The organism is Protofrankia sp. Cr2 (assembly GCF_963555885.1).
Lineage (GTDB): Bacteria > Actinomycetota > Actinomycetes > Frankiales > Frankiaceae > Protofrankia.
Window position 1 is genome coordinate 15,529 of the sequence record NZ_CAUVXG010000015.1, and the last position, 26,551, is coordinate 42,079.

The 26,551-nt window shown below is 67.3% G+C and carries 18 protein-coding genes; 3 read left to right on the forward strand and 15 right to left on the reverse strand.

Annotated features, from left to right (window positions below):
- Positions 1–1,687 (forward strand): glycogen debranching protein GlgX (gene glgX / locus U9978_RS09620; RefSeq protein WP_322760730.1); only part of this gene is annotated, 1,687 nt, incomplete at its 5' end.
- Between the two features lie 69 nt (positions 1,688–1,756).
- On the opposite strand, the gene glgP is transcribed toward glgX, so the two are convergent.
- The 5 genes from glgP to U9978_RS09645 form a co-directional block, all read right to left on the reverse strand.
- Complete coding sequence (glgP, locus tag U9978_RS09625; RefSeq protein WP_322760731.1) at positions 1,757–4,315, reverse strand: alpha-glucan family phosphorylase; 2,559 nt, start codon at positions 4,313–4,315, stop codon at positions 1,757–1,759.
- Positions 4,316–4,418: 103 nt separating this feature from the next.
- Entirely contained in the window at positions 4,419–6,440 is a 2,022-nt protein-coding gene (gene acs / locus U9978_RS09630; RefSeq protein ID WP_322760732.1) for an acetate--CoA ligase, read from the reverse strand.
- Between the two features lie 126 nt (positions 6,441–6,566).
- Complete coding sequence (locus U9978_RS09635; RefSeq protein WP_322760733.1) at positions 6,567–8,060, reverse strand: MFS transporter; 1,494 nt, start codon at positions 8,058–8,060, stop codon at positions 6,567–6,569.
- Between the two features lie 105 nt (positions 8,061–8,165).
- Positions 8,166–8,816, reverse strand: coding sequence for a TetR/AcrR family transcriptional regulator (locus U9978_RS09640; protein ID WP_322760734.1), 651 nt, complete (start codon positions 8,814–8,816; stop codon positions 8,166–8,168).
- A gap of 152 nt (positions 8,817–8,968) precedes the next feature.
- Positions 8,969–9,832 (reverse strand): sucrose-6-phosphate hydrolase, encoded by an 864-nt coding sequence (locus tag U9978_RS09645; protein WP_322760735.1) that lies wholly within the window; start codon positions 9,830–9,832, stop codon positions 8,969–8,971.
- A 73-nt stretch (positions 9,833–9,905) separates the two neighbouring features.
- Here U9978_RS09645 and U9978_RS09650 point away from each other — a divergent pair, with 73 nt between their 5' ends.
- Entirely contained in the window at positions 9,906–10,556 is a 651-nt protein-coding gene (locus tag U9978_RS09650; protein WP_322760736.1) for a TMEM175 family protein, read from the forward strand.
- 341 nt (positions 10,557–10,897) lie between these two features.
- The gene (locus U9978_RS09655; protein ID WP_322760737.1) at positions 10,898–11,371 is read left to right on the forward strand and encodes a hypothetical protein; all 474 of its coding nucleotides are present in this window, start codon (positions 10,898–10,900) and stop codon (positions 11,369–11,371) included.
- Positions 11,372–11,523: 152 nt separating this feature from the next.
- Here the strand turns inward: U9978_RS09655 and U9978_RS09660 are convergent, their stop codons facing one another.
- The 10 genes from U9978_RS09660 to U9978_RS09705 form a co-directional block, all read right to left on the reverse strand.
- Entirely contained in the window at positions 11,524–12,657 is a 1,134-nt protein-coding gene (locus U9978_RS09660; RefSeq protein ID WP_322760738.1) for a cysteine protease StiP family protein, read from the reverse strand.
- Positions 12,654–14,006 (reverse strand): phosphoribosyltransferase family protein, encoded by a 1,353-nt coding sequence (locus U9978_RS09665; protein ID WP_322760739.1) that lies wholly within the window; start codon positions 14,004–14,006, stop codon positions 12,654–12,656. The genes U9978_RS09660 and U9978_RS09665 overlap by 4 nt, the downstream gene beginning before the upstream one ends.
- A 69-nt stretch (positions 14,007–14,075) precedes the next feature.
- Positions 14,076–15,263 (reverse strand): HpcH/HpaI aldolase/citrate lyase family protein, encoded by a 1,188-nt coding sequence (locus U9978_RS09670; protein ID WP_322760740.1) that lies wholly within the window; start codon positions 15,261–15,263, stop codon positions 14,076–14,078.
- Positions 15,264–15,551: 288 nt separating this feature from the next.
- Positions 15,552–16,838: a glycoside hydrolase family 26 protein gene (locus tag U9978_RS09675; RefSeq protein WP_322760741.1), complete on the reverse strand. Its 1,287-nt coding sequence runs from the start codon at positions 16,836–16,838 to the stop codon at positions 15,552–15,554.
- Positions 16,839–17,040: 202 nt separating this feature from the next.
- Positions 17,041–20,277, reverse strand: coding sequence for a zinc ribbon domain-containing protein (locus tag U9978_RS09680; RefSeq protein ID WP_322760742.1), 3,237 nt, complete (start codon positions 20,275–20,277; stop codon positions 17,041–17,043).
- Between the two features lie 242 nt (positions 20,278–20,519).
- Entirely contained in the window at positions 20,520–22,190 is a 1,671-nt protein-coding gene (locus U9978_RS09685; protein ID WP_322760743.1) for an Hsp70 family protein, read from the reverse strand.
- 79 nt (positions 22,191–22,269) lie between these two features.
- Positions 22,270–23,220, reverse strand: a complete 951-nt coding sequence (locus tag U9978_RS09690; RefSeq protein WP_322760744.1) for a nucleotide exchange factor GrpE — start codon at positions 23,218–23,220, stop codon at positions 22,270–22,272.
- 169 nt (positions 23,221–23,389) lie between these two features.
- Positions 23,390–24,076: a Tellurium resistance gene (locus U9978_RS09695; protein WP_322760745.1), complete on the reverse strand. Its 687-nt coding sequence runs from the start codon at positions 24,074–24,076 to the stop codon at positions 23,390–23,392.
- 86 nt (positions 24,077–24,162) lie between these two features.
- Positions 24,163–25,308: a DUF475 domain-containing protein gene (locus U9978_RS09700; RefSeq protein WP_322760784.1), complete on the reverse strand. Its 1,146-nt coding sequence runs from the start codon at positions 25,306–25,308 to the stop codon at positions 24,163–24,165.
- Between the two features lie 435 nt (positions 25,309–25,743).
- On the reverse strand, positions 25,744–26,319 hold the full coding sequence (locus tag U9978_RS09705) for a TerD family protein (RefSeq protein WP_322760746.1): 576 nt from the start codon (positions 26,317–26,319) through the stop codon (positions 25,744–25,746).
- Between the last annotated feature and the right edge of the window lie 232 nt (positions 26,320–26,551).

The following is a 26,551-nucleotide window of genomic DNA, read 5'->3' on the forward strand; positions in this document are numbered from 1 at the left end:
CCCGGCCGGCCAGCGGGGCACCTACGCGGGGCTGGCACACCCGGCGGTCATCGACCACCTGCGCACCCTCGGTGTCACCGCGGTCGAACTGCTGCCGGTCCACGCGAACGTCTCCGAACCGACGCTGTCGCACCGGGGCCTGGTCAACTACTGGGGCTACAACACCGTGGGCTTCTTCGCCCCGCATCCGAGCTACGCGGCCACCGACAATCCAGTGGCCGAGTTCCGAGCCATGGTTCATGATCTTCACGCGGCCGGCATCGAGGTCATCCTCGACGTGGTCTTCAACCACACGGCCGAAGGCAGTGAACGGGGGCCGACGCTGTCGCTGCGCGGGCTGGACAACACCACGTACTACCGGGTGGAACCGAGTGATCCACGCCGGTACCGGGATGTGACCGGATGCGGCAACACCCTGAACACCTCATCCCCCCACGTGATCAAATTGATCATGGACTCGTTGCGCTACTGGGTCACCGAGATGGGCGTGGACGGATACCGGTTCGACCTGGCAACCGCGCTCGCCCGCAACCCCGACGGATTCGACCCGGCTGCGCCGCTGCTGACCGCCATCCACGCCGACCCGCTGATATCAGGTGTGAAGCTCATCGCCGAACCATGGGACGTCGGCTGGGGTGGCTACCAGGTCGGCGCCTTCCCCGCGCCATGGGTGGAATGGAACGGCCGATACCGCGATACCGTCCGCGCGGCCTGGACCCAGCGCGCGTCCGGCGTGGCCGACCTGGGCTACCGGATCACCGGGTCGAGTGACCTGTACCAGCACTCGGGCCGGCGGCCGTGGGCTTCGGTCAACTTCGTGACCGCACACGACGGCTTCACCCTCGCCGATCTCGTCTCCTACGCCGAAAAACACAACCAGGCCAACGGCGAGGGGAACCGCGACGGCGACGCCTTCAACAACTCGATGAACTGCGGTGTGGAGGGCCCGACCGACGATCCGGACGTGCTGGCCTACCGGCGCCGCACCCGCCGCGCGCTGCTCGCGACGCTACTGCTGTCGGCGGGCGTACCCATGCTGCTCGCCGGGGATGAGTTCGGCCGTTCACAGAACGGCAACAACAACGCCTACTGCCAGGACAACGCGATCTCCTGGCTCCGCTGGCCTGCCGGTGCACCGGCGGACGGACCGGCCGATGGACCGGCCGATGGACCGGCCGATGGACTCCAGTCTCCCCCGGCCGACCCCGCCGGAGACGATCCGATGCTGCTCGGGCTCGTCAGCGGCCTGGTGGCTCTACGGCGGGCGTCGCAGACACTGCGCCGCCAGGCGTTCTTCCACGGCGGCCCGTCCAGCATCGGGTCACTCGCGGACATCACCTGGTTTGGCGCCGACGGCACGATCATGCTGGACGCCGACTGGAACTCACCACTGGTCCACACGGTGGTAGCCCACCTGTCCGGACGGACGCTGCCCTGGCGCACGTCGGACGGCGCCACGGTCACCGGCGACAGCTTCCTGCTCGTCCTGCATCCCGACCCTGGTGAGGTAGACGTCGTGCTGCCGGGTGAGCCGTGGGCTGACGCCTACGAACTGCTGTTGGACACCTCCGCAGAGGATCTCGCAGGCTTCCCCGGCACTCTCGACGGACCTGCCCGGCACCTGGACGCCGATCAGGAGCTCCACGTCACCGGATGCGCAGTCCTGCTCCTACGCGCCACCGGATAACCGCGCCACCGGATAACCGGGTGGGGGGCTGCCAGGGTGCGGCCGGCCCCCCACCCGGTGGCGGCACTGTCAGTCCGGATTCGCCACGAGCCCGAGTTCCGCCGGCGAAGCGAGCTGCGGATGTCTCGGAAGCACCCGGACGGTGTAGCCGAAGGCCCCCGTCCGCCGCAGCGGGATGGTGCCCTCGAAGCGCAGCCCGCCGCCCTCGCCGGCACCGGTGTGGGCCAGCGCGACGGTGGCCGGGTCGAGCAACCGGTCGGCCTCGTCGATGCGTCCATAGGACGCCTGCACCTCTACGTCCCCAAGGTCCAGGCCACCGAGTTCGACAGTCGCCCGGACCACCAACGACTGCCCGACCTGGGGGGTGTCACCGAGCCCGGCCGAGTCGACGTTGACGACCCGCACAGCCGGCCATGCCTGGCGGATCCGCGCCTTCCAGCCTGCGAGCTCGCGTGCCCCGAGCAGCCCGTCGGCCGCGGCCACCCGCGCCGAAGCCGCGGCGGGCAGATAGTACCGCTCGACGTATTCCCGCACCATCCGGGTGGCGAGAACCTGCGGGCCGAGCGTGGACAGGGTGTGCTTGACCATCGAGGTCCACTGGCGAGGAGGCGTGCCCGCGCCGGCGACGTCGTAGAACCGCGCGGTGACCGTGTTCTCCAGAAGCTCGTACAGGGCGACCGACTCGAGATCGTCACGCCGGTCGGGGTCCTCGACACCGTCCGCGGTGGGGATCGCCCAGCCGTTCTGCCCATCGAACATCTCGTCCCACCAACCGTCCCGGATGGACAGGTTGAGGCACCCGTTGAGCGCGGCCTTCATGCCCGACGTGCCGCACGCCTCCAGCGGGCGCAGCGGATTGTTCAACCACACGTCCGCACCGGAGTAGAGGAAACGCGCCATCCCGATGTCGTAGTCCGGCAGGAAGACGATGCGATGACGGACCTCGGAGGAGTCCGCGAACTGCACGATCTGCTGGACGAGCTGTTTGCCGCCGTCGTCGGCCGGGTGCGCCTTGCCTGCGATGACCATCTGGATCGGGCGCTGCGGGTGGCGCAGCAGCCGGGTGAGCCGTTCCCGGTCCCGCAGCATCAGGGTGAGACGCTTGTAGGAGGGGACCCGACGGGCGAACCCGATCGTCAGGACGGCCGGGTCGAACACGCCGTCGATCCAGTCGAGCTCGCTGGGTGCAGCGCCACGCTGCAGCCACGATGTGCGCAGCCGCCGCCGAACCTCGGTCACCAGGCGCTCACGCAGTTCTCGACGCATCGACCAGACCGCGTCGTCCGACACCTGGGCAATCTTTGCGAAACCCTCGCCGCCATCCTCGAGGGGAGATGGACCGAACTCCCGGTCAGCCAGTTCGATCACACTGCGCGATACCCAGGTGGCCGCATGTACGCCGTTCGTGACCGAACCGATGGCAACCTCGGCCGGGTCGAACCCGGGCCACAGGCCCGAGAACATCTCGCGGCTGACGATTCCGTGGAGCCTGCTGACCCCGTTGGAACGCTGAGCCAGCCGCAGGCCCATGTGGGCCATGTTGAACATGTTCGGGTCCGACTCCGCACCGAGATCCAGCACACGGTCGACGGGCACGCCCGGCCAGGCGTTGTCCCCGCCGAAGTGACGGGCCACCAGGTCCCTGGGAAACCGGTCAATACCCGCGGGGACCGGAGTGTGGGTCGTGAACAGCGTGCCGGCGCGGGCCGCCTCCAACGCCTCGTCAAAGCTCAGGCCGGTCTCGGTCAGCTCACGGATGCGCTCCAGGCCGAGAAAACCCGCGTGGCCCTCGTTGGTGTGAAAAACCTCCGGAGTCGGGGCACCGGAAACCGCCGAGTAGGCCCGCAACGCGCGAACCCCACCGATTCCCAGCAGCATCTCCTGCAACAGGCGGTGGTCGGTTCCGCCGCCGTAGAGCCGGTCGGTGACACCCCGCTCGGCCGGCTGGTTGTCCTCGACGTCGGAGTCGAGCAGGAGCAGCGGCACCCGCCCGACCTGCGCCTTCCAGATCTGGGCATGCAGCGTACGGCCCTCGGGAAGCCCGATCGCGATTTTGACCGGAGCGCCCACGGTGTCGATGAGCTGGGTCAGCGGCAGGCCGTGTGGGTCGATGCCGGGATAACGCTCCTGCTGCCAGCCATCCCGAGACAACGACTGCACGAAATAGCCGGCCCGGTAGAGAAGACCCACCCCGACGATCGGCACCCCGAGATCGCTGGCGGTCTTGAGATGGTCGCCGGCGAGAATCCCCAAGCCACCGGAGTACTGAGGCAGCACCTCGGTGATGCCGAACTCCGGCGAGAAGTAGGCGATCGCCCTCGGGGCATCGGACAGCGCCTGGTACCAGCGTGGAGCGGTCAGATATTCCTGCAGGTCCTCGGCGGCGTCGTGCAGGCGCCGGATGAAGCGGCGATCAGCTGCCAGGGTCTCAAGGCGCTCGTGGTCGACCTCGCCGAGCAGACGAACCGGATCCCCCTTGCAGGAGCGCCACAGTTCTGGATCGACGGACTCAAAAAGATCGAGTGTCTCCGGGTGCCATGACCAGCGGAGGTTCAGCACAAGCTCGCCGAGCGGGAGGAGTTGCTCGGGGAGCTGTGCACGGACGGTGAAGCGTCGAAGGGCTCTCACGAAGTTGTGAGCCTAGACACCGCCGAGCGCCGGAATCCACCCGGGTGTCGGCGGGCCGGGATGCAGCCGGGGCCTCGGCTGCCCGACGCCCCGATCCCCCTGGTCACTCGTCCGGGCCGGCCGCGGCGACTTTCGCGGACAAAGCACCCATTACCGTCGGATCGCGCAGCGTCGTGACATCGCCGAGCTCGCGCCCCTCGGCGATGTCCCGCAACAGCCGCCGCATGATCTTCCCTGAGCGTGTCTTCGGGAGGTCGTCGGCCCAGATCACCTGCTTGGGACGGGCCAGCTTCCCTATCCGCGCGGCCACATGGTCGCGAATCTCGGTCACCATCGCATCGTCGCCGACACGATCCCCGGCCAAAGTGACAAAGGCCACAATGGCCTGACCGGTCTGGTCGTCGGACCGGGCGACGACGGCGGCCTCCGCCACCGCCCCGTGGGCGACGATCGCCGACTCGACCTCGGCCGTCGACAGACGGTGGCCTGACACATTGATCACATCGTCGATCCGGCCGATGATCCAGAAATAGCCGTCGGCATCACGCCGGGCCGCGTCACCGACGACATACACGCTCCGACCGAATCGCGAGAAATAGGTCTGCACGAACCGTTCGTCGTCCTGATAAAGAGTCCGAAGCATCGACGGCCACGGCTTGGTGATCACCAGGATGCCGGTGCCCTCGGTGATCGGCACACCATCCTCGGACAGCAGCGCCGGTGAGATCCCCGGCAGCGCCGTCGTGGCCGAACCGGGCTTGGTCGCCGTCACAGCCGGCACCGGAGAAATCATGATCGCACCGGTCTCGGTCTGCCACCAGGTGTCGACGATGGGGCAACGACCGCCGCCGATCACCTTGTGGTACCACAGCCACGCCTTCGGATTGATCGGCTCGCCCACGGTGCCCAGGAGCCGCAGGGAGGACAGGTCGTGCCTGCCCGGGTACTGCGGACCCCACTTGATGCACGTCCGGATCGCCGTCGGAGCAGTGTAGAAAATCGTGACCTTGAACTCCTCGACGATCTTCCACCAGATGTCCCGGTCGGGATAATCGGGAGCGCCTTCGAACATCACGCTGGTCGCGCCGTTGGACAGCGGCCCGTAGACGATGTAGGAGTGCCCGGTGATCCAGCCGACGTCGGCCGAGCACCAGTAGACGTCCGATGCCTGGTCAAGGTCGAAGACGAGCCGGTGGGTGTAGGTCGCCCCGGTGAGGTATCCCCCGGTGGTGTGCAGGATGCCCTTGGGCTTGGCCGTGGACCCGGAGCTGTAGAGAATGAACAACGGGTGTTCGGCGTCCATCGGCTCGGCCGGGCACACCGGGTCGGCCCGCTCGCACAGCTCGTCGTACCAGACGTCCCGGCCGTCGAGCATCGGGGCGGGTGTGCCGGTCGAACGGACCACGACGATGTGCTCAAGGGTCTTCACCCCGCCGAGTTCGGCGTCCACCGCCTCCTTGACCGGGGCCGTCCGGCCCTTGCGGCGGGCACCGTCCACCGTGATCAACAGTTTGGCCGCGGAAACCTCCATCCGCTCACGGACCGCGGACGGGGCGAACCCGCCGAAAACGACATTGTGGACGGCGCCGATCCGAGCGCAGGCCAGCATCGCCACCACGACTTCGGGAATCATCGGCAGGAAGATCCCGACAACGTCGCCCTTGCCGACTCCGAGACTTTTCAGCCCGTTGGCCAGCCGCTGGGTTTCAGCCAGCAGGTCGGCGTAGGTCAGCGCACGTCGTTCGCCCTCCTCACCGACCCAGTGAAAGGCCACCTTCTCGCCCCGGCCGGCAGCCACGTGCCGATCCAGGCAGTTCGCCGAAACGTTGAGACGGCCATCGCTGAACCAGCGGTAAAAAGGCGGGTTCTCATCATCGAGCACGGTCGTGAACGGGACGTCCCATGCCAGCAGGGTGCGGGCCTTGTCTGCCCAGAAAGCCACCGGGTCGGTGGCGGCCGCGTCTGCATCGGCCGCATACGGCTGGTGGGAGGCGAAATCGGCCGGCGGATCGAACCGGTCAACCGACAGCATCCGCTCCAGCTCATGCTCCAGACCGCTGCCCGCGACGCTGGTCCTGGTCTGGTCGGTGCCGGCGATACCGGTGCCGTCCGCCGTGCTGGTCATGGCTCCTCCTGCGTCCGGTTGCCATTTCATCCGCATCCGGGTGTACCACGAAGTGCCGACAACCCACCGGATCCCGCCGCGGTGGCGGGCCCGGCCATGTCCGGTCCGGGCCCGCCACCGGGCGCGCTACCCCGCGTGTACGACACCCGCCTGCGCCGGCACATCGTCCTTTCCGGCCCGGACGAGGACGACGATGGTCACCAATGCGAGCAGAATCAGCACCGCGCCCCAGACGAACGCCGTCGTGTAACCGGAGATCTGCGCCTGGGCCGTGCTCTGCGGGCTGGCGCCGTGGTCGATGACATAGTTCGTCACCGCGGTGGCGAACACCGTGTTGAGCAGTGCCGTTCCCAGCGAACCACCGACCTGTTGGGTGGCGTTGACCAGGGCGCTGGCCACACCCGCGTCATGGGGCTCGACACCGATGAGCGCAAGACTCGACATCGGTACCATCACGAGGCCAAGGCCGAAGCTCATGAGCAGCTCACCGGGCAGGACGTGGCTGACATAGCTGGTGTCGAGACCGATCTGAGTCAACGTGAGCAGACCGACCGCCGTGAACACGGTTCCAACGACCATCGGGACCTTGGGCCCGGTACGCGGCATGAGCTGGCTGGCGAGTACGGCTGACACGATGATCCCAGCGCTGAACGGCAGGAAGGCGAATCCGGTCCGCAGGGCGCTGTACCCGAGACTCACCTGGAGGTAGTAGGTGAGAAAAAGGAACATGGCGAACAGGCCGCCACCGATGAGCAGGGACGACAGGAAGGACGCGCCGCGGTTGCGTTCCCAGGCCACCCGCAGTGGAAGAAGCGGCGCAGCGCTGCGTACCTCGACGATGACGAACCCGACCAGCAACGCGGCCGCTGCCGCGAGAAACCCGAGCGTGACCGCCGAGCTCCAGCCGTCCTCAGCTGCCTTGGTGAAACCGTAGACCAGGCTGACCAGCCCGGCGGTGACGGTCAGCGTCCCGGGAATGTCGTATCGCGCTTTACCCTCGGCCCGGCTCTCCCCCACGATCGGCAGTGCGGCGGCAGCTGTGATCAGTGCGATCGGGACGTTGACCAGCAGACACCAGCGCCAGGAGGTGTACTCGGTGAGCACGCCGCCGAGGATGAGCCCGATCGCGGCGCCGCCACCGGCGATCGCGCCATAGACGCCGAAGGCGCGGGCACGTTCTCTGGTCTCGGTGAACGTGACCGTGATGAGGGACAGCGCTGCCGGCGCGAGAACCGCCGCGAATGCCCCCTGCAGTGCACGGGCGGCGAACAGGAACGAGGCGTCCGGAGCGAGGCCACCGAGCGCGGATGCCATGGCGAAACCGAGCAGACCACCGACAAAGGCGCGCTTTCGCCCGATGAAGTCGGCGATCCGGCCGCCCAGGAGCAGCAGGCCACCGAATGCCAAGGTGTACGCGGTGATGATCCACTGTCGATCAGCCACGGAAATGTGCAGGTCGGCCTGGGCCCTGGGCATGGCGATATTCACGATGGACGCGTCGAGCACTATCATCAGCTGTGCCACGGCGATGATCGCGAGCGCGAGCCATCGCCGGGGGTCGACGCCACCCCCGGCCTCCGCTCCGATGCTTCCATGTGGGCGTTCAACAGTCGTAGTCACTGATGCTCCTTGACCAGACAAACCGAAGATTACGGGATGATTCGGGCATCGGTGGACGCACGGCCGGACACGGGGTCAGGGAATCCGGTGTCAGAAAATCCAGCGTCAGTCGTCCTCGGCGCGCGCCGAGGTCATCAGCGGCAGCAGCACATCGTCGATCATATGTTCGATGAATGCGCTGTCAAGCGGCTCCCCGGTGATGAGCAGCCGAGAGAAAAGCAGTGCGGGCGCCAACTCGCGAAAGACCTCGGCAGCGGCGGGCGAACGCAGTTCGTCCCTGTCCATCGCGCGCTGCACGATGAGATCGCCGATCCAGCGCTTTTCTTCGATCATCTGGACCCGCAGCGTCGCCGCGAGGTCGGGCGACTCCCGCATGGCCAGTAACACCCCGGAGATCAGCGCGGCATCTTGCCGGGACACGTGGTCGACCATCTGGCAGACGGCGTCCATGAGGTCACCACGAAGGCTGCCGGTGTCGACGGGGACTATCTCGTCGCCCCCGCCCCGTCGGCGGATGGCCTCGATGACGAGTTCGTCCTTGTTGGCCCAGCGCCGGTAGATCGTCGCCTTGCTCGCCCGCGCCCGGGCCGCTACGGCGACCATGCTCATCCGCTCGTAACCGACCTCGGCCAGCAGCTCGAGGGCGGCATCAAGAATGGCCTGCTCGCGGGCATCATCCCGGGGTCGACCCGGGGATCGGCCACACGGCGGCAGTGAGATCATCGCAACCCCGGGCTCCTCTCGACGTCCGATCATTTTCAATACAGTACCGTACTGTACCTGAACTTGGCCAACCGCGACTCCCACGGCACGCCATGCAACGACTACAGACAGCAGCACAGGGGCAAGGGGAGTGCCCGGACGAGGAGTGAGCGGAAAAGGAGTGAGCGGAAAGCGACGCGCCCCGGTCAACCCACGGTGAGCTGCGCAGCGAGAATCTCCAGCAACTCCTGGCCGCCCAGCAGCCCGGCCGCGGCGGTGATTCGCAGATTCGCGGCGGTCCAGCCGATGTCGTGCAGCTCACCATGGGCGGGACGGACAGCGACGTCCGCGCCGGCGAGCATTCCGCGGTCGAGCAGCGAATCACCCGCGGCGGCCAGGCCGACGGCCCCGACCCGGCGCACCACTTCGGCGAGCGCCGCCTCCTTGGTCAGAACGGCCGGCACGAAGTAGACCTTGCGTCCCTGGATGGACAGTGTCCAACCGTCGGCGGCAAGGTCGGCAGCGACCTCGCGGAGATCGGGAACACCGGCACGCTCATAGGCGACGAGGTACACGAACAGGTCGTCGGCGACCCGGGCGACCCTGACCCAGCCGTCGGCGGCAAGACGTTCGGCCACGGCCCGGACGCCTGCAATCGGGCCTGCCGCCGAGTCGATCCGGGCGCGGACCCGGGCGGCCCAGTCCTCATCCGGACGGCCGTCCACCAGTAGCTGGCCGCCGTTCGTCGTGATCGCGAACCTGGGGCGCACACCGAGATCCACTCGCGCGTACTGTGCCCGCGTCCGCGTGGTGACCGGGACGAGGGTCGCCGCGACGTCCAGGCACGCGATCAGTCGGGCAGCCCGCACGGTACAGAAGGCGGCCGGCTGGCCGTCAATCCGCTCAACAGTCACCAGCGCGGGTTCACCGCTGCCTGCCGCGAGCCGGAAGGAACTCCGACTGTAGATCAACGTCTGATCGAGATCGCAGGCGACCAGCCAACGCGGCGGCGGAGTCCCGGCCGCCAGCGGCGGCGGAGGTCGCGTGTCGATAGCCAGACTGTACGACACGGGTACGCGAACGATCCAGACCATTACGGGACGCCGTCGTACGCACACGGCGACCACCCGTCACGATAACAGGATGGATCTGGAGGATGACGAACGGTCGATGTCGTCACTCGGTCGCCTGCTGGCGTTCACCGATGGCGTGTTCGCGATCGCGATCACGCTGCTGATGGTCGGCATCGGCGTGCCCCGGGGGCTGTCCACCGCGGACCTGTCCAAGGCCCTGCACGACGATGTCGTGCCCGAGCTCGCCATCGCGGCCCTCACGTTCGCGGTCATCGGCCTGTTCTGGCTTTCCCACCGGTCGTTGTTCGGCTACCTTCAGGCCAGCGATTCCCGGCTCCTGCTGCTTGGTCTCACCTTTCTCGCGCCGATCACGGTGCTGCCGTTCACCACGGAACTGCTCGGACGCTATGGGCAGAGCACCACCGCGGTCGTGTGGTACGCAAGCAATGTCTGCGTGACCGCCGTTCTGGAGACCGCCATGTGGGCGTACGTCATCCGTACTCCCAAACTGCTACGATATGCGCCCCATCCGCTCATGCGGGTCGGCGCGATTCACTCGGCCGCCGCGGTGGTCGTCTTCGGCGGATCCATCCCGGTTGCCTTCGTCTCACCGACAGTGGCTCAGCTCTGCTGGCTCGGCTTTCCCGCGATCCGCCTGGTCCGGTCGAGGATTCGCCGAACCGAGCGCCAATCGGCCCGGCCGGAGCCGCACCGCGGCTGACCCGCGCCGCCGGCGCCGGCGTCGGTGCGGAAAACCCGTCCCGAGAACCTGTTCTGGAAACCTGTTCTGGACAGGCCCGGCGGGTGGACCGTTCGTCCACAGCCAGGGACTACGACGGCGGCTTTTCCACAGCCCGGCAGATGGTATTCCGTTCGACCCGCGGATCGGCGAGGCTTGTGCGCATGGCCCCGGACCCCGGCCAGCACGCCTGGCAGAAGACAGCCGACAACCAGTGCGGAGTTATCGCGATCCGCACCGCTATGGCGGCTGGAACAAGCCGGGCGACCATTCGATGGCGGGTGAAATCCGGACGATGGCAAGTGCCCATGCCCGGAGTCCTCGTGACACAGGCCGGGCCGCTCACCCGGATGCAGCTGTTGTGGTGCGTGGTCGAATCCATCGGCCCCGGCACGGTTCTCGGCGGTGCGTGTGCGGCGGCTCTCGGCGGTCTGCACGGATTTGACGAGGAGAACGTCACCGTCCTGGTACCGCCACAGCGGCGGCCGAGCCCTCGCCCCGGCGTTGTCATTCACCACAGCGCCCGGCTCGGCCCCACGGAGCTGTGTCCGGTGCTGCATCCACCACGAACCCGGCTGGCCCGATCCGTTGTCGACATGGCCAACTGGGCGACGCGGCCGCAGAATACCCACGCCGTCCTCGCAGCCGCCGTGTACCAACGCCTGACCACTGTCGCAGAACTACGCGCTGCCACCCGGACCCGCGGTCCGATCAGACAACGGAATATGATCATGAAAATACTGGGCGAGCTGGAACGCGCCGGCCGTTCAACGCCCGCTAAGAGCGCCCGGCAGTAGGGGCGTGAATCAAGGAGCGGGGCTGGGGTGCGTGCATCGCAAGGCGGAGGAGGGAGGCACCGGAGGTGTTAGGTGTCGACCGACGACAACGCGGCGAGGTGCGTGCCCCAGCCCCGCGACGCCGCGTCCCCTATTGCCGGTCGCTCTAAATGTCAGGACGGTACGTTGAACAGCGCCCGGTCAGGCCGGCCCTCGAGTGGCTTGATGATTCCGACGCAGGAATACGGCAGATCAGCTCTTTCCTCCACCTCCACCCCTTTGGCCGCACAGAGCGACAGGACATGAGCCAGCTCCGCCAGCCGGTCGGGCGCAACGACAACCTTCCAGGGCACTCGTCGCAACAGAACCCTGGTAGTCTCGCCGACCCCCGGCTTGACAAGGCCGATATTGGCGATGCCGTAGTCCTTCGCCAACATTTCAACCGCACGCCACCCGGCCCAGGTCGGGGTTCGGTCCTCCGCCTGGCCCAGACCGTGCGAGACCGTGGCCGATACGCTGGAAAATGCGTTCACGACGGTATCCACATACCGGCGGGAGTAATCCCGGTCAGCCAACTGCCGATAGTACTTGGCCCCATGAAAATCGGCCGGACCGATCAGCGTCGAATTCAGCACGGTCCTACTCACCAGACCACTGACCGTGGAGTTCAGGCAGCTGTGCGGGATGAGGAAGTCATCCCGGGTGCCGTAGAGCGATGTGCAGTGACCCGGGTCCGCGATCACCGCCATGGAGCCGTCCACCCCGAGCTGCTCCGACGCCGCCTGAAGAACCTTCAGGATGGCGCCCTTGCCGGTCCAGCCGTCGACGAACTGGAGCGCGTGGCGGTCATGGCGGTCGAGAATCCACCGCAACGCGTTCTCGTCGAGCCCCCGGTCCTTGATGATCGAGACCGAGTAGTGCGGCAGATCGAGCCCGTGCTTCCACCGGGCCCAGCGCCGCATGAGGATGCCGGCGGGCGTTCCGGCCCGCGCGAGCGACACGATGACCGGCTTCTCCTTTTTCGCAAGCACAAGCTCGGTGGCTACCCCGACCGCGGTGGCAACCCGCTCCGCCGAACGGATGAGCGCGCTTTCAAAAAGAGCCAGATAGGCATCCGAAGGCTCGTATTCGACGGGCAGGTCCTCAGCGTAATGGCGTCCCTTGGAAAACTCCTCCTCGCGGTCCTCGGTAGGACGTTCCAGCGGAATCTCACTGAGATCCTTCAGCAGGAAGGTCACATCCGCGGGATCGTAGGATCCCGAACCCACCGTGCCCGGAATGGCTCCCAGCAGCGTACCGTCGCTCAACACATTCCCCCTGCTACCCGCCCGGTCTGCCGGGTCATCGGACGCCCATCCGGGCCTCGTGTCGGTATCGTGACCACGGTCACCGGCGCGCACCGACGCAGCACCGCGACCATCCCGGACACGTCGACGTCCGCGCCCCCACCGTTGGCGGCCGAGTCGACCACGACGACGATGTCGTCGTACAAACCCGGCCGGACGTTGTAGACATGACTCATCCGCGCGGGATCATCCGGCGCCGGGAACGTCAGCGCGCAACGGATCGCATAGCCTTCGGCGTCGATCGGGTAGACCGGCGAACGCGTCGTCGAGTGGAAGACCACGTCACCAGAAACGATCTCGTCGAGGGCAGCCCCGATCCGCAACGGCGTGTACATCAGCTCCTCGGTACCAAGCAGGAGAATGCGTCCAGACGCCCTGGTCAACACAGTGGCGATCTCGCCGGCGACCAACGATATGACCGTATCGAGCAGGACCCGGTCCGGCTGCGACCAGCCATGGCGCGCACCATCGGGAAGTTCAGCCGGCCAGTCGGGCCGCACGAAGCGGACGGGATGATGCCAGGTGGGCAATTCCGGCGAATCGGCACCGATGCCACCATCCCCATGGCGTGCCCGCAGCCGCTGCGCACGCACGGCCACATCGTGTGGCAGCACCAGCTCCCCGGCCAACAACGACACCACCCGCACAGAAACGCCGAGACGGTCCGCGAGCTCGTTGAACGCGCGGCGGGACTCCGCTGGTCGGGCGTCGAAGAGCGTCGCCACGGTGTAGGACGGCCGCGCCGCGTAGGCGTGCAGCGCCTCGATCGTGCCCAGCGCGGTCCGACCGGTCGAGAGCTCATCGTCCACCAGAATCAGCGGACGCGGTGCCCGTACCAACTCGGGATCGTTCGGCATGAGCCAGTGGAACGTGGCATGAGAATGCGCCTCGTCAAAGTCAAGCAGGGGGGTGGCACCGGGGACCATCCGACGAGTCGTATGCAGATAGTCACACCCCGCAATACCGTCCGCCACCGTATGGCCGAGCGACGTGGCCGTCTCGCAGTATCCGACCACCAGCGGCCCCGGCGCCATCGGCTCGCCCCCTGCGCCGGTGAAATCCTTACCTGCCTGTGCCGCCAGCAGGCGACCAGCCATGAGCGATTCCCGCGGACGCACCGGGAGATGTTTGCCGAGAACCCGACTGACGAGCAGGTGTGCCCGCAGCGGGTTGCGTCGCAACGCGAGCCCGACCAGCCCGTGCAGACCCTTACCCACCACATCGGATCTGATCCTGATGTCAAGCCCCAGTTCGTCCCACAGCCAGTTCATGCCGTCCGAAGACTGCTCGATGTAGCCCGCCAGGCTCACACGACCTCCGCCTTCACCGCCGTTGTCACCCGGGCACCATCCATGTACGAGACGTACGTCATCCGGGTCTCATGACGCCCCGGTTGCGGCCAGAACATCGACGAATGTATGGCCTTCCCGTAGGACGCCGAAGGCCCGAGCCCGCCGCAGGACCGCCTCGGCCCAGGTCCGGTGCGGTCCCAGCTCGTTCATCTTGTTCGCGTACCGACTCGGCCGTACCCCGCCGGCATCCTCCGCGAGAATCGCCATGGCGTCCACATACTCCTCATGGCTGGCAACATGCAGAGCGTGCACGGCAGGAACGTGACTGGGGTGGATCACCGTCTTGCCCAACAATCCGTTGGCCTTGTCGAGAACCACCTCGCGGATGAGCCGGTCAAGATCGGCGGAGACGAGGCGTAACCGCATCCGGGCGCCGTCCTCGCTGTCGTCGATCAGATCGGCCTCCTGGAACGGGGTGACCCGCAGGGAACTCACGAACAGACGCTCAGGTTGGGCGAAATACTCCCATACCGGGCCGCTCACCACATGGTCGCCGCCGCGGGCACAGACGTTGACGATGTCCGCGATGCAGTCGCGGACCACCGCGATGTCGTAGATCGTCAGGTCCCGGTTCCGTCGCAACCCGAACAGGCCACAAAGATCAGTAGCACCCAGACGAACCGCCAGCACGACGTCGGAATGTTTGTCGACGAGCTCCCGAACTCCCGACAACGCCCCCGCTCGGGTCTCCTTGAAGATGACCTCGGGGCTTTCCAGAACAGGCATCGCCCAGAGAATCCGGCCCAGGCGGTCCGAGGCACGCAGAACTGCCGTCAACGCCGGTGCTCCGTTCCCGGGACCGAACTTCGGCAGGACGAAGCCGGCGAGCATCTCCGCCGCAGCGGAATCAAGCTGTGCTGCCAGCAATGGTATCTGGGCGATGTCACGGACCCGGATGAACAACAACGGGGGTCCGCCGCCACCAGTCGGCGGGCTCTCACCCAGGTCACGAAGCGTGGCAATCACGTTCGCCTCTGCCGCGGCAACCTCGTGGTCGGCGATGGCATCCTCAAGACAGAGAACCATCGACGTCACCCCGGCGGCGACCTGACGGCGTACGTCCGCGGCAAGCGTTGGCCGCGTGCCCGGGGCGTAAAGGGTGGCGCCCAGCGCCGTCGCCACAAGCCGACGGTCCCCGTCCGGGAGGATCTCTTCGGGCAGACGGTGAAACAGCGCGTCCGTCCGGTCCGCGTCCAGAAAACCGAAGTGACGCACCCAGCAAACCCCCTATACTACCCAGGGCCTCCGGGCGTGCGAGAAAAACCATGATCGCACACCCTTTGGCCTATCTCGGCTACGTGGGGCCTCCGGGCGTGCGAGAAAAACCATGATCGCACACCCTTTGGCCTATCCGTCGTCCATTGCGAGGCGTCAGGCTTGCCAGACGGTACATCGACCGCAGGCGGCGTGGAATGCGGTCCGGCAAATTCCCCACCGCTGTCATCCAGCGGACAACCGCCTGTCACCTCCACCCGGCCCGGCCGCTCCGCCCGGCCATGCCGGTCACGACCCGCCGAACAACCGCCTGTACTCGGCAGCCGACCGAGCGTTCTGACCTCCATTCATGATCGCCGAACACACATTGTCCGGCGCCGAGTCGTGAAAGTAACTTTCGTAACCCATCACGTCGGCGTTGGCGACGAACGTGTCATACATCTTCCGGACATAGAAAGAATTATCTCCGCCGCCATCGCCGCTACAAGACGTCACACCCCACTCACCCACACCGACCTTCCGGCTGTGTTCACGGGCGTACCGAATGAGGTGGCAGAGCCCGTTGGCACTTTCACACTGCCGCTTCCATGTCGCCTCGTCCCGCGACGGCGGGTAATGGTCGTAGGCATCGATGCCGACGACGTCGACGTATTCGTCGCCGGGATAGGCGTCCCATGGATTCCCGCTCGACGGTACCGGGGAATTGTGGGCGTTGAACGTCCAGTCAATCTTGACCATCGGGTCCGTGGAACGGATGGCCGTGGCGATCCTACGGAAACACTCCGTGAAATTCTTCGCGTTCGCATCCGCGTGCCAGTACATGTACGTGCCGTTGAACTCCCAGCCGATCCGCACGATGGAGTCAGCCCGGTTTTTGCGCACGAGAAAGGCGCCGAACTGCCGCCAGTGCCCGTCATAGGCGCCACGGGCGCACTCCGCGTTGCCGCCCTGCCCCTCCGGAAACGGCGGCTGACTGATGACCAATTTTCCCGGGAACGGCGCAAAATCGTCCAGCGGCCAGCTGGGCTCGGATATCGGACCCCAGCCCTGGTCGCGGATCGTGAAAACCATGGCCACGTCGATCGGTCGGCCCCGCCATGCGCCAAAGGCCAGATAGGGCGGCAGCTCGTTCGCCATATGTACTCCGGACAGCCAGGGCAGGCCCGACAGCTTTCCCCGGGTATCCCAGACGGTGACCGGTAACGAACCGCGGGCCGTGACTGCACCCGACCTCGCCGTCACCGACACAGTGCCGGAAAAATCCATGGGTAGCGTGAAGGTAAGGAGAAACCGCCCATGCGGGTCCGCCCGGGCCGGTGCCGAAGCAGTGAGATCACCCCCGACAAGGTCAACGGTGATCTCAGCCCCGGACGGGAAACCGTGCCCACGTACCAGCAGGATGTCGGTGTCGCTCAGCGTCAGGGCCACCCCGGCCGGGCGGCTCCCGCGGAGGTTCAACCCGACCGCAAGGAACCCGGCGGCGAGAGCGGCGCCGAGAAGCAGCACGCCTACGACCACCACCCGGGACCGGACCGATACCCGGCAGGAGTGCCGGCGGCGGAACACGGAGGCCATCCTCGCGAGCAGCCTTTCGGTCGGTTGCGTCCGGTCCTTGCCATCAAGAGTGACGTCACCACAAGCAACGACGCTGAGAGCGCCCGGTAATAGGGACGCGGTGTCGCGGGGCTGGGGCCCGCAACAAAGGTCAGGGTCCCCACATTTTCGCGAAGCGACCCACGTACAGCCCGCCATATTTGTGGATCTCGGAAATGTGGGGCTAGCGGATTACCAGGGAATCATCCGGAGGATGGCGGACAATCACCCCACCGGGTCCCCCACCAACCACCGCGCCCTGACCCTCCGGCGAGCTCGGGAACAGTCGTACGCCCCAGGGAAGTTCGGCGCCTTCGAGGGACACTTCGAGGGTGCGCTGCGGTGTCGGTGGCAATGCCGACACTCGCGCGAGCGGGTGTCCGTCGTCGCTCGCCTGTGGCGGAGTCGTCCCCGGCCGCGCGACAAGCACCATCGCCGGCAACGGCCCGTCCGCGCGTACGTGTACGCGCAACGTGCGGCGGCGCCAGCCGGACCGGGCCAGCGTATAGGTGACCGTCCGTTCCCGATCGCGGTACTCATGGCGTTCCGGATGATTCAGGTCATTCCGGCTATCCAGGTCATCCGGGCTATCCGGGCTATCGTGCGAATCCGGTGATGCCGCCGAGCGGGCCACAATCGCCATACCCGGACCGACCGCGCGCAACGTCCCGCCGGTGCGCACCAGCGGGTAGCAGGCGACGAAGTAGGCCGAACCATCGCGCGGCGCGGCCAGATGCCAGCCGCCCTTGATCTCCAGGCTGGTGTTGGTGACCTTCGCCCGGAAGGAGTCCGGATCCTCCGGTCCGGTCGGGAGCTGGTCGCGGCGCCACAGAACGCGGGCCTGGGTGATCCCCGGCGGCATCTGGAAGGACAGCACGATCTCCTCACCGCGGTCGTCCGCGCGCAGATCCCGGATACCCTCGACCACCAGATGCCGCACGCCGCAGCCGATCACCGCCCGACCATCACGCACAGTTACTGGCATATAGTCCAGCTCGCCAGCAGCCAGCGGGTCCACCAGGTGGCCGCTCCGGCTCGATCCGACCAGCCGGGCACCTTCAGCGATCTTCGCCAGGTCGATCTCGGTATCCTCGACTCCAGCCGCATGCGGCGGCGCGGCGTCCGACACGGGCACGGCGTAGATCTGCACATGAGCAGCTGGCATGGCGCTCCAGCGCAACACTGTCCGCCCGTCGACAGTGGTGACCGCCAGATCGCGTACGGCTCGCGGGCGCGGCGTCACCGTAACCGTGATCCCCGAACCAGCGGTCCTGGCCGGGTGTCCGTCCACATCCTGGAACTCGACATAGACCTGATAACGGTAGGTGACACCGGCCTGGACGACCGTATCGACGTACTGACCGGCGTTCGCCCTGATCCGACGCCTCGGAACCTGCACCGGCGATGACTCGTCCACAGTCCGATCGATCGTGACCGCATCCACCGGGCCGTCCAGCCGCCATGACAGCCTCACCCCATCACCGATCTGCTCCGCCCGCAGGACTGCGACGTCCCGCACGACCACGAGGCCGGGTGTGCGCACCGCTACCGACCGGCGACTGCCCACGACCGCCGTCACCTCGTGCCGGACCAGCACCCCGGCCGGAACCCCGGCATCGGACAACTCGGTGGACCGGGTCGTGCCCAGGCTGCGCTCAACCGGTGGTGTTCCCTGCGGGCCGTCCGCATCCCCCGCGCCGGCCCCCACCAGTCTGACCACCCGGTAGGACGCCGGACCGAGCGCCGATGCGGATGCCCGCCACCGCAGCACCACGGCACCCTCCTCGTTGCTCGCGGTCAGATCCGTCGGCGGCGGGAGTGGCAGCGCGGCCAATGCCGCCAGCGCCTCCTGGTTGTCAGCCACGGTCGCGAGCACCGCGGCCAGCGCATTCTCCTGATCAACTGGCGCAAGCGCCACCGCCGCGGCAACCCGGCGGCGGATGACGTCCTGGTGGGCGGTGAGCTCGGCAAGCACCTCGTCGGGCGAGCGGCCGTCCGGACCAGGCACATCGGACGCCTGGGCGACGAGCCAGTGGGCCCCGGCGGTGGCGGCGTCGTCGCACCGCGCCTCGCGGTGCTCGACCAGGGCCCGCCACCCGGCGTCCGCGGCGGCCAGCGCCGCCTGCACCCGCACGCCGAGATCATCGGCGGCGCGGGCCGCCGACCCGCCGACCGCGCCCAGCACCGGACGCGCCCTGGCCAGCAGCTCGGCGGCATGCCTGGGATGGCCGTCTGCCAGCTCGCGGCGGATCGCGGCCAGGGCCTCGCCGGCATCCCGGGCCTGGCGCAGGCTCTGCCCGCAGAACCGGCACGCTGCCGCGGCAGCCTCGGTCGCGTGGGCGCACGAAGGACACGGGATGTAGAGCTCGGTATCGCAGTATCGGCAGACGCGCGAAGCGTCAACCGGCTCCGGACGGCCGCAGCTTGAACACACGACATAGTCGACGACCGCTCCGGTCGTCACCGCCGCACCCAGATTCCGGGCGATGTCGAGCAACACCGCCTTCGCCTGTGCCGCTGACAGTCCCCGCCCGGCCGCGAGGACCTCGCGGACCAGCCCCTCGAAGGCGCCCGGCCTGAGCTCACCGTCGAGAACGACGTGTTCCTCGACCTTCGGCCGAATCTCATCGCGGGCGTCTGCGACCAACCCGGCGGTGTAGGCGGCCGGATCACCGTCGAGGAGTCTGGTGCGCACATGCGCGAGCAGATCAGCGGTCACCGTCTTCTCGCGGTCATGCGGACGCCGCTGGTTACGCTCGACAAGGACCTCGTGGGCGGCCTGGATCCGCGCCGGCGCGGAGTCCGCCGGGATACCCAGCAGAGCCCACAGGGAGGCGGTACCGACCCGATCCCCCTCTCGAAGCTGCCGCAGCTCGGTCAGGCCGTCACGAATCTGGCGCCGCAGCCCCGGCGCGAGCGGCTCGACCTCCTCGCCGGAGCCGTCCTCGATCACCTTCTCGCCAGCGAGAATCGTGTCGAACTGCTCGGTGGTCACCCCGTCGGCCGATGCCAACCGACGCAGACCCGCCACGCGAGACCGGGGAATTCCACCAAAACGCTCACGCACAGTCGCGAGATTGCGGGCCACCTTGGCCAGCCGGTCTGCGTCCCCACTGCGGCGAGCGGCCAGCACGCGTACCCGGACCTGTTCACGGGTGCGCGCGTCCAGCAGCGGCGCCTCCCACTCGGCCCGCCGGCGGACCAGGGCCGCGGCCAGGGTCGCATAGCGTGCCGCGTTCCGTTGCCGCTGCAGAAAGGCCATCACGCGGGCCAGCTGCGCACGCACCTCCGCGTCGGTGTACGTGGCAGCCGGGTCCAGCGCGGCGACGAAGAACGGGTCATCAAGATCAAGCGGGGATCGGCGTTGCAGCTCGGCCAACACCCGCTGCCGGTAGCCGCTACCGTCGAACGCCGCGCTCACCGCCCCACCTTCGTCCCCGCCGCAGACGTTCCCATCGCAGAGCGTATGAAGCCGGCACCCTGACATGGCCCCGGCCTCGGCATTCACCATATGCACCGGACAGTGTCAGGTAACAGACAACGTTAGTACCAGACGACGTCATGTACGGGACCACGTCATGTATGGGACCACGTCATGTATGGGACCACGTCATGTACGGGACGACGTCCGGCACGCTGGTGCCGGCGGCCGCCAGAGCGACGTCAGTCCCGCTGTTTGAGCAGAGTGATCTTCTTTGTCTCCTCGTCCCGCATCGCGTCGCTGCCCACACCAGCGGTGACGTGCAGGACGAGCGGCCCTGTCGCGCCGGGATGCCTGGCGGTGACGACGATCGTCTGGTCCGAACGCATGAGAAAGGTGACATCCACGGGTGTGCCACGGGGATGTCCACCGGGAATCCCCGCGATGGCGCCTTCGACGATCACCTTGTTGTCCTGCGGAATGGTCGACTCCGCGCTCGTCCCCTGCTCGAACACGCGGATGTCGACGTCCGTCTGGTCGTCGGAGATGGTGTAGAAGGTCTGGGTGATCTCGATCGGCAGCGGATCGTCGCGATGCGCCAGGAACGCCGCGATCGCTTTGCCCCTGTCCTCGGCGAAGATCCCGAAGCCGCGGGATGTCACGTTGGTGACCTTCGTCTTGACCAGATCGACAACCGCGGTGGTGGCCAGTCCGAAATCGCCCGCCGCGCCCGACACCGAGCGCGCGACGTCGGCCGGCGCCGCCGCATCCAGCGTCGCACCAGCCGCGAGCTTGCCCTGGGCAACCAGATCGTCCAGGACGTACCGCTCCAGTTCCTTCTTCTGTCCGAAGACCGCGGCGCCCTTGGCCACGGCGAGATCCGGGTCGAGCAGACGTGGAGTCAGACCGAAGCGCTCGGCAATCCTGCGGGCAACCGCCGGGCTCTTGCTCATACCGCCGACAAGCAGGCAGACGTCCACCTGGTCGACGCCGCGCTCCCGAGCCCGGGCGAGCACCGAACCAGTGAGGTCGAGGGTCCGCTGTAGCAGGGCAGCGGTGATCTCCTCGAAGTCCGCCCGGGTCACGGTCACGCTCGTCCGCCGGCCGCCGTGAACCACCAGGACATCGACGCTGTCGCGACCGGACAGCGCCAGTTTCGCGTCCTCCGCCGAGGTCAGCAGCTCCTGCTCGTCGTAGACGTCGTCAAGCGGATCACCGGCGTCGGGCTGCGCCTCGCTGAACTTCTGCGCCAGGAAGCGCACCAGCTCCGCATCCCAATCAGCGCCGCCGAGCTCGTGGTCACCGTCAGTGGCCACCACTGTGATCGCGTTCTTCGACAACCGGATGACCGTGGTGTCGAAGGTGCCACCGCCGAGGTCGTAGACGAGCACGGTCGTCTCGGCCGCGCCGTCCTGGGCGAACCCGTAGGCGAAGGCGGCCGCTGTGGGCTCGTTGATGATGTCCAACACGTTCAGCCCGGCGAGCGCACCGGCCAGCTTCGTCGCCTTGCGCTCCTCATCGCCGAAATAGGCCGGGACGGTGATGACCACGTCCGTCACCGGGGTTCCGGTCGCCCGCTGGGCGTCAGCGGCGAGGGACTTGAGCACAAGGCTTGACACGGCGGGCGCACTGTACTCCTCACCGTGTACGACAAACCGCCAGTCCGCCTCGCCCATGTGCCTCTTGACCAGGCTCGCCACGTCGTCCGGGCGGATCCGGGACTGCCGCTTCGCCTGCGTGCCGACGACAAAAGTGACACCGCCACCCGCGGACTCGTCGAACAGCACCACCGATGGTGTGGTCGGCTGCGACTCGATGTTGCGAATCACGTCGGGACGTCCGTACTCGTCCACCTGGGCGATGCACGAGTACGTCGTTCCCAGGTCGATGCCGAACACCTTTGTTCGCGCCATGAAGGTCCCTCCAACAAACCGCCGCCGGTTTCAGAGCCTGCTTTGAATCTTGGGTTCGGACGGCGAGCCGCACAGGCTCTCAGTGTGCCCGAAAAACCTCCACCTCGGCTGGACGCACCACGGTCGACTCACCGCGGACGAATCCGGGCTTGAGAGTGCGGGCGATCGTCCGGTCACGGCTGGAGTCGTCCGTGCCGACCCGGCGCATACCGACGTGCCGGACCGGGTCGAAGGGCATCCCCACCACCGCGGTATACGGACGGACGTCCGCCGCGACGTCGAGCACCTGCAGCAACTGCTTACGCAGGATGCCTGCGACGCTCTGGCCGTCGTCCGCACCGAGACTCGTCATCTGGTCGTGCAGCCGCATGAGTCCCCGCAGCAACGGGGCCATCGCCTCGGTGAGTTCGCCGGCCCGAAGCCGGGTGTTCTCGGCGTGCAGGCGGTCCACCAGGTCCGCGTCGTGCCGCCGGAGCCTGATCAGCTCCTCGACCCGCTGATGGAGATCGTTCAGCCGCACAGCCGTCACGGCGCTCGCGGCGGTGATGTCGGCGAGGGCAGCAAGGTCCACAGCGTCGGCGCCAACCGCACCCGCCTCGGCCGACGGAAGATCGACCTCGGTGGACGGGCCGTCGCGAACCTCTCCGCCTTCATGATCATACGATTCTTGATCGTCTGGCACGCCGCCCGTATCCGACCGTCGCGGCCCGGCCGAATCCTCAGCCTCGTCGGCCTCGTCGCTGCCGGCCTCGTCGGCCTCGTCGCTGCCGGCCGGCCCCGTCGGCGCGGCTGCGAATCGGCCGACCCGGTCGTCCCGCCAGGGGATGTCCACCGCGACGTCCACGTCCACGTCCACGTCCCCCAGGGTGGCGTCCCCCAGGGGATGGGCATCCACTCCGAGCGGGTCCTCCGCCGCGGCGTCCTCTACGACAACAGTCTCCACAACCTCGTCGTCCACGCCGGCCGTCCCGTCCATGCCGGCCGTCCCGTCCATGCCGGCCGTCCCGTCCATGCCGGCCGTCCCGTCCATGCTGGCGGTCCCGGCGGTCGACAGCCGACCGCGGTCTGCCGGCGGCGGATCCGGTGGGGACCAGCGCGGCGCGTCGGGCACCGGCTCCTGGCGTGGCCGGAACATCGAATAACGACCGTCATCTCCGAAAGGTGGCGACACAGGGCGATTCATGATTGCGTTCCGCCGCCTACTTGCGTCCCGGTGTCCAGTTCAGACCCCATCCATAGGTTCGATCAAGATCCTGATGACCAGTGACATAGCGGACCTCCCTGTTCACCACGAGGTCGTTATCGCTGGAGTTGGTCAACTGGGCGATAGCACACATCCGGGCGTTACCGGCACTCTCGTCCAGCCGTACCTCGATCGGCGCGCCGCGCGCCGGCGTCAGTGTCACTACGGCGTTCGCCTGGTCGAAGTTGGGGGCGCCGGCATAGATGAAAGCAAAGATCAGCAACCGGCGGATCTCCCGGACATGAGCGAGGTTGACGGACAGGTTCTCCCCGCCGACGGACGCTCCGGTCCGGTCGTCTGCGTCGAGCTGAACGTATGGCGGCGCCTCAAAAGACCCGAAGGTGTCACCCAACGCCTGGACCACGCCCTTACGGCCGTCGGAGAGCTCGTAGAGACACGCCAGGTCAAGGTCGACACCGGCGGACGCACCGCCGAGAACACGCTTGAGGAATCCGCCCCGACCCCCGGCCGGGCCCGGGGGCACCTGGGCCGTCCAGTTGAGGTTGACGTGTAGCCGGCCGCCTCCGCCCTGCTTGCTCAGAGACACCGAAGGTGCGTTCTTGGTCAGAGTGACCTTACTCAGTGACACCGGCGCCGGATTGGAATCCTGGCCGTCGGACCGCTTAGTGTAGTCAATAGGCATGATCCGCTCCCTTGCGGTGGTCGTGATGTGAGCTTAGAACGCCTGGCAACAGGGATGCGGCGTCGCCGGAACGGGCTGGGAACGGGCTAGGAACGGGCCGCCACCACCTCGCCGGACCGAGCGTCGGGATCGCCGTCCTGCCCCCCTGTGCCGGCAGCCCGCTGCCGGTCGCGGTTGCGGATGGAGGTCACCAACGCGACGGCGATGAACCCGACACCGACAAGACCGGTGATGATCTCGGGAACCTCGGTCTCGATGCTGATGGCAAGAATCACCGCCAGGGCGCCGATGGCGTAGTGGGCACCATGCTCCAGGTACACATACTCCTGCAGGGTTCCCCGGCGAACCAGATATACGGTGAGCGACCGGATGTACATGGCTCCGATACCGAGTCCAGCCGCGATGACGAAGATCTTCTGAGTGATCGCGAATGCGCCCACCACGCCGTCGAAGGAGAACGAGGCGTCGAGCACCTCCAGGTAGAGGAAGAGGAAGAACGCGGCTTTCCCGGCGGCCAGCACCACCGCGTTCGCACCGCCGGTCGACCCGGCCCCGGCCCCATCGGATTCCGCGCCGTCCTCCTCGGCGTCCGCACCGACGCCGCGCGCCTCGAAGAACTCACCGAGACCACGCACACCCAGGTAGGTCGCAAGACCCGCGACACCGGCGGTCAGCACCTGCTGGGTGTGGCCATCGGAGAACACCTCCGCCACGACCAGCAGCGCGACCAGCCCGACCACAACCGACAGCACGTCAAGGCGGCCAGCCTTGCGCAGCGGTTCCTCGAGCCAGCGCAGCCACTGGATGTCGCGCTCGGGATCGAACATGAAGTCCAGAAAAATCATGAAAAGGAAGATCCCGCCGAAGGCTGCGATCGAGGGATGGGCGTCGCCCAGCCGCGCCGCATACTCGTCCGGGTTGTTCAGCGCAAGATCAAAGACCTCCAGCGGCCCCAGATGGGCGGTGACGGCGACGATGACGATCGGGAACAACAGCCTCATCCCGAAGACCGCGATCAGGACGCCCACCGTCAGGAAGAGCTTCTGCCAGAACTCGTTCATCCGACCCAGGACGGTCGCGTTGATGACCGCGTTGTCGAACGACAGACTTATCTCGAGGACCGCGAGGATGGCGACGACCGCGGCGGTCTGTGGACCCCCGATCACTCCCGCCACTGCGACACCGACCACGGTGACCGCTAGTGACCAACCAAAAATGCGCAAGGCATGCACGAGGACAGGTACCTCCCCCGGACCGGGTCTGGCGCGGCGCCGGGAGCACCACCGCGCCCCGACCCCGGTCCGGAGCATCGAGGCAGCACGTCAACCGCAGATCTACGTGGCGGTCCACAGGAAATCGTCGGGGCCGGCGAGGACACGGCCACCCGGGTCCCAGGGGAACCCGTCGGATCACGAGATGTTCTGACGGGTCCCCCCGTGACGGGCGCCGGGCGGAACACTTTCGCCATCCCGCCTCGCCCTCTACCCTGCAGCCTCGCCCTCTGCCGTGCGCCGTCTACCCTGCGCCATGGTCGCCCGCACGTTGACCTACCCGACTGGCCGGCAGCCGGATCTCGGGCATCGTAACCGCCCAAACCAGCGCCGCCGTCACACCCGTGCCGTTGCGGACGTGCGCCACACCGGCTACGGACGCGGGGGAGAGGAAGATCAGACGTTGACGCCGTAGTCCCGGGCGATGCCGGCAAGCCCGGTGGCGTAACCCTGACCGACCGCCCGGAACTTCCACTCCGAACCGTGCCGGTAAACTTCACCGAAGACCATGGCAGTCTCGGTGGAGGCGTCCTCGGTGAGATCGTAACGTGCGATCTCGGCGCCCCCCGCACCGTTCACGATCCTGATGAACGCGTTGCGTACCTGGCCGAAGTTCTGCTGGCGCGAATCCGCATCGTAGATCGAAACCGGGAACACAACCTTGTCGATCTCTGCTGGCAAACTGACGAGATTCACGTTGATCGCTTCGTCGTCGCCTTCCCCCTCACCGGTCAGGTTGTCGCCCTGGTGCTCGATGGCGCCGTCCGGAGTCTTGAGGTTGTTGAAGAAGACGAAATGGCCGTCGGACACCACCCTGCCGTCGGTCCTGCACGCGATCGCACTCGCATCAAGATCGAAATCTGCACCGGTGGTGCTCCGCGCGTCCCACCCGAGGCCGACGACGATGTTGGCGAGGCCCGGCGCCTCCTTGGTCAGCGAAACGTTTCCGCCCTTGCTAAGGCTGACTCCCACTGCTCCTCCTGCTGTCATTGCGATCGGGGCTGGTCTTGTATCCCGGGTGTTTCGGGGCACTGGCCGCCCCCCGCACCGAGCGCGACGCAGCCTACTGGACTCGATCACGCATGCCCACGGCGACATGGGGTCACCGGGGTCTGCCTCCTGCGGGACGAACGGGACCACGCGGGGGTTCCCTGCCACATATATGGGCGCGCCCGCAGGCCGCAGTCCCCGGGGCAGCAGCAGG